Source organism: Izhakiella australiensis (genome assembly GCF_002006995.1).
Classification (GTDB): Bacteria; Pseudomonadota; Gammaproteobacteria; order Enterobacterales; family Enterobacteriaceae; genus Izhakiella; species Izhakiella australiensis.
Genome location: NZ_MRUL01000016.1, coordinates 101,327 through 109,482, shown reverse-complemented (window position 1 = coordinate 109,482; position 8,156 = coordinate 101,327). Strand labels below are relative to the sequence as shown.

Here is an 8,156-nt window from a genome sequence, read left to right as displayed (position 1 = left end):
TAATTAAAACCTGACGGTTACGTAATGAATTTACGTGTTCACTCTTCAAGACTTGATACATCAAATAGTTTTGCGATATCAATCCTGCGAGTGCCCACACAGATTGTCTGATAAATTGTTAAAGAGCAGTGCCACTTTATCTCGTGGCGCGGGCTGCGTATATTACGCTTTGCCGCTGAAGAGTCAAGGATTTTTTCCTTTCCTCCGCCAGGATTCTGAATCGCTTCATCGTCCTGCTGACCCCGTCCGCGTTGCCGCTGTGCCGTGCCAGTGGAGGCGCATTATAGGCGCTTCAGATGCGCTGACAAGTGCTAATTGCAAAATTATAATTAACTGCCGTTTTTTTACTCACTCAACGGCTGAAGTGAGAGCTTTTCCAGCGTTTCGAAGCCATAACGCTGTAAAACGGGCAAAAGTTGTACGGCCTGTTCATCCAGGCTCAGGCAAAATGCCCGCGATGCATCCGCAGAGCAGGCATCAGGAGCTTCGTTCGCCAGCAGCCATGCCGTACGCCGCGCTATTGCCGCCCCCGAATCAATCAATCGGGTGCCTTCGGGCAGAACTGCCTGCAACTCCTCGTTTAACAACGGGAAATGCGTACAGCCAAGCACCACCGTATCAGGTGGTTCAGCCATACGTAGCCAGGGTTGAAGTATGTGACGAATTTCATCAAGAGATATGGCTTTGCCGTGCAGCTTGGCTTCAGCCAGCTCCACCAACTCCGCAGAACCCAGCATCTCAGTTTTACATTCATTAGCAAAACGAGAAACCAGCTCATGCGTATAGGGGCGTTTAACCGTGCCGCGCGTTGCCAGCAACCCCACTACGCCATTACGCGTGAGCCTGGCTGCGGGTTTAATGGCCGGCACCACGCCAACGACAGGAAAAGCAAAGTGCTGACGCAACGCGGGTAAAGTGACGGTACTGGCAGAGTTACAGGCAATGACCACCAGCGCCAGCGGATAGAGCCGGGTGGCGGCGTCAACGATTTGCACTACCCGGTCAACGATAAACTCCTCGGACTTTTCCCCATAGGGAAACGCCTCGTTGTCGAAGACATACAGATAATGCAAACCGGGTAGTAGCTGTCTGATTTCGTCATACACAGAAAGCCCACCGACGCCGGAGTCAAATACCAGCACGGTGGGACGAAGATCAGAAGGTGTAAGTTCCGTTAACAAAGTACTCTCTTCCGGGAGTCTGGTAGCCATACGCTGTCTCGTAATCTTTATCGAACAGGTTAGCAATTCTACCACGAACCGTCAGGTGAGAGGTGATTGGATACGACACGGCAAGATCCACCGTACTGTAACTGGGCAAACGGCGCTGCCCGGAGGTATATTCGCTGGTGTTATTGTCGTAGCGTTTGCCAAAGTACTGGTAAATGGCATCAATATCGAAGTCATACAGCGTAACGCCAAGCTGATACTTCAGCTGCTGACGGGCACGGCGCGCCAGGACTTCATCATCTGAATCGCGGCGGGCATCCAGATAAGTAAGCGTGAGCTGATGATTCAGCGGACCGGTATCAATCTCACCGGTCCACTCAAGTCCTTTCATCGTTGCCGATTTTAAGTTGTAGTAGCCCCCCTGGAAGGTCACCGGATCGCTGGCATAATCAATCAGGTTTTCAACCTGATTATGCCAGGCCGCGAGCCGCCAGGTTAGCGGACCGCTAATACCATCCAGATCGGCTTCCCACTGTTTTGACTCCTCAGGTTTCAGGTTGGGATTGGAGGCGATATCAAACCTTTTTTGCCCATGAAGCTGTCCGAGTGTCGGCGCCTGGAAACCCGTACCGTAAGAGAGAGTCAACTTATAATCAGGAATAAACTCCCAGCCAGCAGCGGCTTGCCAGGTGCCATGGCGACCAAAGTCTTCATTATCATCACCGCGAACAGAGCCCTCCAGGGTTACCGTTCCCAGCTGCTGCTGTGCGGTCAGGTACGCACCACTGTTGTTCTGCTGATAGCGATCGCTTTCCCGGCCAAATGTCGAAAAGCTCTGGCCGACCGAGAGCAGGCGCTCCTGCTTCCAGTCTACGCCCGCGCTGACCATCCCCTGACCTAGCCGCAGCGTATTGCCCCACTGCAGCGTACGCTGCTCCATGTCGTCAAGGCTGTCGCTATCGGCATAGCGCCCTTCCGCAGTCACGTAATTAAGCGCTTTGTATTTCTGATAGCTGGCAATCAGCTGCGAAGCATAGTCGCCATCGTTAAAACGCAGGCCGGCATCATAAGTGTGATTATAGATTTGCTGCGCGTCCTGGCCACCAAATGAACCCGCGTCATAATCACTGCCCGCGCCATAGCCATAACCGCGGAAAAAGGCCGAGAAATTTTGATTAAAAGTATGCTCAACCCCAGCCCAAAAGGCTTTGTTATTCCAGCCGTCACGGTCGCCGTCAGCCGGCCAGGTTGAATTGGGCTGAATATTATAACCCTTAGTATCCTGAAATGAGCCTGCCAGCGTGATGCGTGTATCTTTGGTCACGTTCTTACTGAAGTTACCGCTATATTCCTGGTAATGATCGGAACCGGCACCGGCGGAGATACTGGCGTTATCATCGTGACTTTGGGTAATGATATTAACTACGCCGCCAATCGCATCGGCACCATAAACCGCTGAGCGCGGACCGCGGATAAATTCGACGCGCTGGACCAGAGAGATTGGAATTTGATTAAAATCAGCAACGCCGGTTATTCCAGGCTTAGCCAGCGGTATGCCATCCACCAGCACCAGCGTGTGGCGCGCTTCGGAGCCACGAACATAGAGCGAGGCGCTCTGTCCAATGCCGCCGTTTTGGGCAATATCCACCCCCGGCAGACGGCGCATAACTTCCACCAGGTTTTTCGACTGCCAGCGTTCTATTTCGTCTTTTGTTACCACAGTGGTTGAAGCCAGCACGGAAGAAACCGGCTGAGCGAATCGGTTCGCGGTGACGACCATCGTATCATCATTTTCCTGCGCAAAAGCATAAGGCGCGCAGAACACAACCGCCGTGGCGCTTAACGCGCACAGCGAGTTTTTTTTATTCATCATTTTATGAGCATCCAAATCAGAACTCAGGATGCCGCAGCATACGGCGTATAGCACGCGATGGCCGTACGAAAGCGACGTAACACCGGCAGGTCTTCGGGCTTAAAGTCATAAATGACAACGACTTCCCATCACAAGGACAGTGTCTGCACGAGGCTGTTGTCATGACACTTATTACCGCTGCGCGTCAGCTCCAGATTTACACTGGATTCCCATTTCACATAATACCGGTGCGCGCATGCTACAATTACCGCGATTGGAAATCCAGACTTCTATACATCTATTTAACACACGGCTGGACATCGTAAATTGAGCCCCTACAATCCCGCTCAGTTTAATGCACAACCTGGAAACTTCATGACCCCCGAAATCCTGCCAGTGGAACAATACGACGACCAGCTTGCTGAGAAAGTCAGTCATCTCAACACGCTGATGACCCCCTTCAACGCTCCGGAGATTGCGGTATTTCGTTCTCCCGTCAGCCACTACCGTATGCGGGCAGAATTTCGAATCTGGCATGACGGTGACGATCTCTACCATATTATTTTCGATCAGCAGACGCGTCAGCGGATCCGGGTCGATCAATTTCCGGCGGCAAGTGAGCTCATTAACCAGCTCATGCCGCTATTAATAGCGCGTATTCGCGAGCACGGCGTACTGCGACGTAAACTGTTCCAGATAGATTATCTTTCCACATTAAGTGGCCAGATAGTGGTATCGCTCCTCTACCATCGTAAGCTGGATGAGGAGTGGAAAGCCGCCGCCAGCGCACTGCGTGATGAGCTGCGCGCAGCCGGGTTCCAGCTGCAACTTATTGGTCGGGCAACCAAAACCAAGATTTGCCTCGATCGGGATTATGTTGACGAAGTGCTGCCGGTTGCGGGACGTGATTTAATATATCGCCAGGTGGAAAACAGTTTTACCCAGCCTAATGCAGCAATGAACGTTCAGATGCTTGAATGGGCGCTGGCGACAACGCAGGGGTCACGTGGCGATCTGCTGGAGCTGTACTGCGGTAACGGCAACTTCTCTCTGGCGCTGGCACCCAACTTCCGCCGCGTGCTGGCAACTGAAATCGCAAAGCCATCGGTCGCCGCCGCTCAATTCAACATCAGCGCAAATCAGATTGATAATGTACAAATTATTCGCATGGCGGCGGAAGAATTTACCGCGGCGCTGAACGGCGAGCGTGTTTTTAACCGCCTGCAGGGAATCGATCTGACCAGCTATGAATGTGAAACTATTTTTGTCGATCCGCCGCGCAGCGGGCTGGATGAGGCAACGGTAAAAATGGTGCAGGGCTATCCGCGCATTCTTTATATTTCCTGCAACCCGCAAACGCTGTGCGAGAATTTGCAGATTTTAAATCAGACCCATGAAGTTACGCGACTGGCGCTGTTTGACCAGTTCCCGTATACCCACCACATGGAGTGCGGCGTACTGCTGGAGCGTAAAGCCTGATAAATAGCGGTGCCGGACCGGCACCGTTGCCGCAATCAACGCCCGGATGCAGTACGGCGCTTTACGCGCCAGCCGATCCAGAAAACGACGATAACCATCAGGATGGTCGGCACAAAGTTTGAACCTATGTCCGGATATTCGGCACGCACGATAGCGCTATAAAGCAGTATCCCCAGCAGAAAGAAAGCCGCAGCGAGGGAAGGCAGGCCATCCGGCATTGAGCGGTTAAGATAGCGCTGATGCAGACACCAGGCAGACAGGCCTAGCGCAATAACAGGAAAAATTGAAAAAGGCACGTAACTGCTGAACAATACTGAAAAAGTACCGTTAATTGAAAGTCCGGTAAGAAACGCCAGCAGCAGCGTACCTTTATCCCGGGCAGTCGCCAAACTCATATTGCTTACCTTTTTTGATAGGGGTCCGAGGCCAACGTTACCGCCAGCTTTTCGTGCTCGCGACGATACCAGTAGTAGGCGCCTTTCGAGATCATTCTCAGCTGCAACACTAAGCGATCTTCTAACTGACTTCGCTGTGCGGCGTCGATGTCCAGCGCTTCGGCACCGGCATTAAATACGATAATGACCATCGCCTCGGCCTGGGCTTCAATAAAGCTGCGCGGCATGCGGTTTTCCAGCTCCAGGTAGTCAGCCAGTTCGGCAATAAAATGCTGGATTTCGCGCGCAACGGCGGCACGAAACGCAGCTGAAGTACCCGAACGTTCACGCAATAACAACCGAAAAGCGTTCGGATTATTGCCAATGAACTCCATAAAGGTTGAAACCGAGGTTTTAATGATGCTGCCGCCTTTAGCAATACGCTGACGCGCCTGGCGCATTAGCTGGCGCAGCATCAGGCCGCTCTCATCAACCATTGTCAGCCCTAATTCATCTACATCACGAAAGTGACGATAAAATGACGTCGGCGCTATTCCCGCTTCGCGGGCAACTTCTCGCAGGCTTAAGCTGGCGAAACTGCGCTCCGCACTCAGCTGGCTGAATGCGGCCTCAATCAGTGAACGCCTCGTTCGCTCCTTCTGTTGCGCCCGAATGCCCATATTTGTGCCTGTTTTTGTTGTCATTAACGCACTATAACAAAATTCTCAGCGTACAGTCCGCCAAACTTTGTGAACGGCTGTTAACATCACGCATTGTCAAACGATACAACCTGAAAGGGTTAGAATTGGGAACTTATTGGCCTGATGTTAGAATCCCGTTGTAGAATTGTTTAAAAAAGGACGTACTGGTATGCCACACGATTATGATTATGATGTCATTGTGATAGGTTCCGGCCCCGGCGGAGAAGGTGCGGCTATGGGCCTGGTTAAAGGCGGAGCCCGCGTCGCGGTCATTGAGCGCTATCACAACATCGGAGGAGGCTGCACCCATTGGGGAACCATTCCCTCCAAGGCGCTTCGCCACGCGGTCAGCCGTATTATTGAATTCAACCAGAATCCCCTTTACAGCGATCATTCCCGCTTATTACGCTCTTCTTTTGCCGACATTCTGAACCACACAGAAAACGTTATCAGCCAGCAGACGCGCATGCGTCAGGGTTTTTACGAGCGCAATCGCTGTGAGCTGTTTCAGGGGGATGCCAATTTTATCGACGCTAATACCATCGAGATTGAGTCCCATGACGGCACCCGGGAACGGCTGACGGCGGAAAAATTTGTCATCGCCTGCGGCTCGCGCCCCTATCACCCCAACGAGGTTGATTTTACCCATCCACGCATTTACGACAGCGATTCAATCCTTAATCTCCATCATGAACCTGGCCACGTCATTATTTATGGCGCCGGGGTTATTGGCTGCGAATATGCTTCTATCTTCCGTGGACTTAACGTTAAAGTCGATTTGGTTAACACCCGCGATCGCCTGCTTGCCTTCCTCGATCAGGAGATGTCCGACTCGCTCTCCTACCATTTCTGGAACAGCGGCGTGGTGATTCGTCATAACGAAGAGTTTGAAAAGATTGAAGGAATGGACGATGGCGTCATCCTGCATCTTAAATCGGGGAAAAAGGTTAAAGCTGATTGCCTGCTGTACGCCAACGGACGTACCGGTAACACGGATACGCTAACGCTGGATACCGTGGGGCTGGAAGTAGACAGCCGTGGCCTGTTGAAAGTTAACAGCATGTATCAAACTGCACAGCCGCACATCTATGCTGTAGGCGACGTTATTGGCTACCCGAGCCTGGCTTCGGCCGCATACGATCAGGGGCGTATTGCTGCCCAGGCGATCATGAAGGGTGAAGCAACGGCCCATCTGATTGAAGATATCCCAACGGGAATTTATACCATTCCCGAAATTAGCTCGGTGGGCAAAACTGAACAGCAGCTGACGGCGATGAAAGTGCCTTATGAAGTCGGCCGCGCGCAATTTAAGCACCTGGCGCGGGCGCAAATCGTCGGAATGAACATCGGTAGCCTGAAGATCCTTTTCCATCGTGAAACCAAAGAAATTCTGGGTATTCATTGCTTCGGTGAGCGCGCGGCTGAAATTATTCACATCGGCCAGGCTATCATGGAGCAAAAAAACGGCGGCAACACAATCGAGTACTTTGTGAATACCACCTTTAATTACCCAACGATGGCCGAAGCCTATCGCGTAGCAGCGCTTAACGGCTTAAACCGCCTGTTTTAACGCAGCATCCATATACTGGCGCATATGCGTTTTGATCGCCTCTGCCAGCTGCTCATAACGATTACGCAGCGGTGAGCCGGGGCGATACACCAGAGCAATCGTGCGCTGCGGAACAGGCTTATAGCAATCGATATAGCAGACGCCATCGCGCACCCTTTGATTTGGCACCGCCAGCGCAGGCAGCAGGGTAATGCCACTGCCTGCCGCCACCATGTTACGCAGCGTCTCAAGGCTGGTGGCGCGAAAATGCGTATCTTCATCGGCGCCGGCTTCAAAGCAGAATCCCATCGCCTGATCGCGCAGGCAGTGTCCATCTTCCAGCATTAACAGTTTCTCGCCCGCCAGCTCTGACATGGCGATACGTTCGCGGTCATGCCATGGATGATTTTCGTAAATAGCCAGCTTCATCGGCTCATCAAATAGCGGAATTTCAATAAACGCTTCAGACTCTTTTACTAACGCAAGAATTGCGCAGTCAAGCTTGCCGCTATCGAGCTGGGCCAGCAGCTGCTGGGTTTGAGCTTCATGCAGATACATTTCCAGCTTCGGGAAGGTGTGATGCAGCGTCGGGATTATCTGCGGCAGCAGATAAGGGCCAACTGTCGGGATCAGCCCGATATGCAGCGGCCCGGACATGCTCTCCCCCTGCTGACTGGCCATCTCCTTAAGCACCTTCACCTCACGTAACACGGTGCGCGCCTGCTCAACCAGCAGCAGCCCTGCCTGAGTGAACAGCACTTTGCGGCTTGTGCGTTCCAGCAGCATCACGCCCAGCTCATCTTCCAGCTTACGAATCTGGCCGCTTAGCGTCGGCTGGCTCACATGGCAAGCATCAGCCGCACGGCGAAAATGGCGGTGTTCCGCCAACGCAACCAGATACTCTAAATCACGTATGTTCATGCAATCCCTCCCAACTACGATAGTCCATAACGATAGATAGAATAGCAATCAACGATTAGCCCTATCAAGCTAAGAAACCAATAATAGCACCCAGTTGAGCAGCTTATTATC

At 52.3% G+C, this 8,156-nt stretch carries 7 protein-coding genes and 1 riboswitch; of the genes, 2 read left to right on the top strand and 5 right to left on the bottom strand.

Going from position 1 to position 8,156, the window contains the following annotated elements; translation table 11 throughout:
* Positions 1–344: 344 nt before the first annotated feature.
* The gene (gene murI, locus BTJ39_RS18825; protein ID WP_078004249.1) at positions 345–1,211 is read right to left on the bottom strand and encodes a glutamate racemase; all 867 of its coding nucleotides are present in this window, start codon (positions 1,209–1,211) and stop codon (positions 345–347) included.
* Positions 1,156–3,042, bottom strand: coding sequence for a TonB-dependent vitamin B12 receptor BtuB (gene btuB / locus BTJ39_RS18820; protein ID WP_078004261.1), 1,887 nt, complete (start codon positions 3,040–3,042; stop codon positions 1,156–1,158). The genes murI and btuB overlap by 56 nt, the downstream gene beginning before the upstream one ends.
* A 67-nt stretch (positions 3,043–3,109) precedes the next feature.
* Positions 3,110–3,286: riboswitch (cobalamin riboswitch) on the bottom strand.
* 110 nt (positions 3,287–3,396) lie between these two features.
* On the opposite strand from btuB, the gene trmA reads away from it, so the two are divergent.
* Complete coding sequence (gene trmA / locus BTJ39_RS18815; RefSeq protein ID WP_078004248.1) at positions 3,397–4,500, top strand: tRNA (uridine(54)-C5)-methyltransferase TrmA; 1,104 nt, start codon at positions 3,397–3,399, stop codon at positions 4,498–4,500.
* 35 nt (positions 4,501–4,535) lie between these two features.
* On the opposite strand, the gene BTJ39_RS18810 is transcribed toward trmA, so the two are convergent.
* Both BTJ39_RS18810 and fabR read right to left on the bottom strand, forming a co-directional pair.
* Entirely contained in the window at positions 4,536–4,895 is a 360-nt protein-coding gene (locus BTJ39_RS18810) for a YijD family membrane protein (protein ID WP_078004247.1), read from the bottom strand.
* A 5-nt stretch (positions 4,896–4,900) separates the two neighbouring features.
* A complete protein-coding gene (gene fabR, locus BTJ39_RS18805) occupies positions 4,901–5,554 on the bottom strand; it encodes an HTH-type transcriptional repressor FabR (protein WP_078004246.1) in 654 nt (217 codons plus the stop codon).
* A gap of 190 nt (positions 5,555–5,744) precedes the next feature.
* On the opposite strand from fabR, the gene sthA reads away from it, so the two are divergent.
* Positions 5,745–7,145 (top strand): Si-specific NAD(P)(+) transhydrogenase, encoded by a 1,401-nt coding sequence (gene sthA, locus BTJ39_RS18800; protein WP_078004244.1) that lies wholly within the window; start codon positions 5,745–5,747, stop codon positions 7,143–7,145.
* Here sthA and oxyR read toward each other — a convergent pair.
* Positions 7,128–8,045, bottom strand: coding sequence for a DNA-binding transcriptional regulator OxyR (gene oxyR / locus BTJ39_RS18795; protein WP_078004243.1), 918 nt, complete (start codon positions 8,043–8,045; stop codon positions 7,128–7,130). The two genes, sthA and oxyR, sit on opposite strands and share 18 nt — an antisense overlap.
* Between the last annotated feature and the right edge of the window lie 111 nt (positions 8,046–8,156).

Excerpts from the sequence above, each read along its gene's own strand:
- sthA (WP_078004244.1), top strand. The coding sequence starts at position 5,745 with ATGCCACACGATTATGATTATGATGTCATTGTGATAGGTTCCGGCCCC.
- oxyR (WP_078004243.1), bottom strand. The coding sequence starts at position 8,045 with ATGAACATACGTGATTTAGAGTATCTGGTTGCGTTGGCGGAACACCGC.
- btuB (WP_078004261.1), bottom strand. The coding sequence starts at position 3,042 with ATGATGAATAAAAAAAACTCGCTGTGCGCGTTAAGCGCCACGGCGGTT.
- BTJ39_RS18810 (WP_078004247.1), bottom strand. The coding sequence starts at position 4,895 with ATGAGTTTGGCGACTGCCCGGGATAAAGGTACGCTGCTGCTGGCGTTT.
- murI (WP_078004249.1), bottom strand. The coding sequence starts at position 1,211 with ATGGCTACCAGACTCCCGGAAGAGAGTACTTTGTTAACGGAACTTACA.
- trmA (WP_078004248.1), top strand. The coding sequence starts at position 3,397 with ATGACCCCCGAAATCCTGCCAGTGGAACAATACGACGACCAGCTTGCT.
- fabR (WP_078004246.1), bottom strand. The coding sequence starts at position 5,554 with ATGGGCATTCGGGCGCAACAGAAGGAGCGAACGAGGCGTTCACTGATT.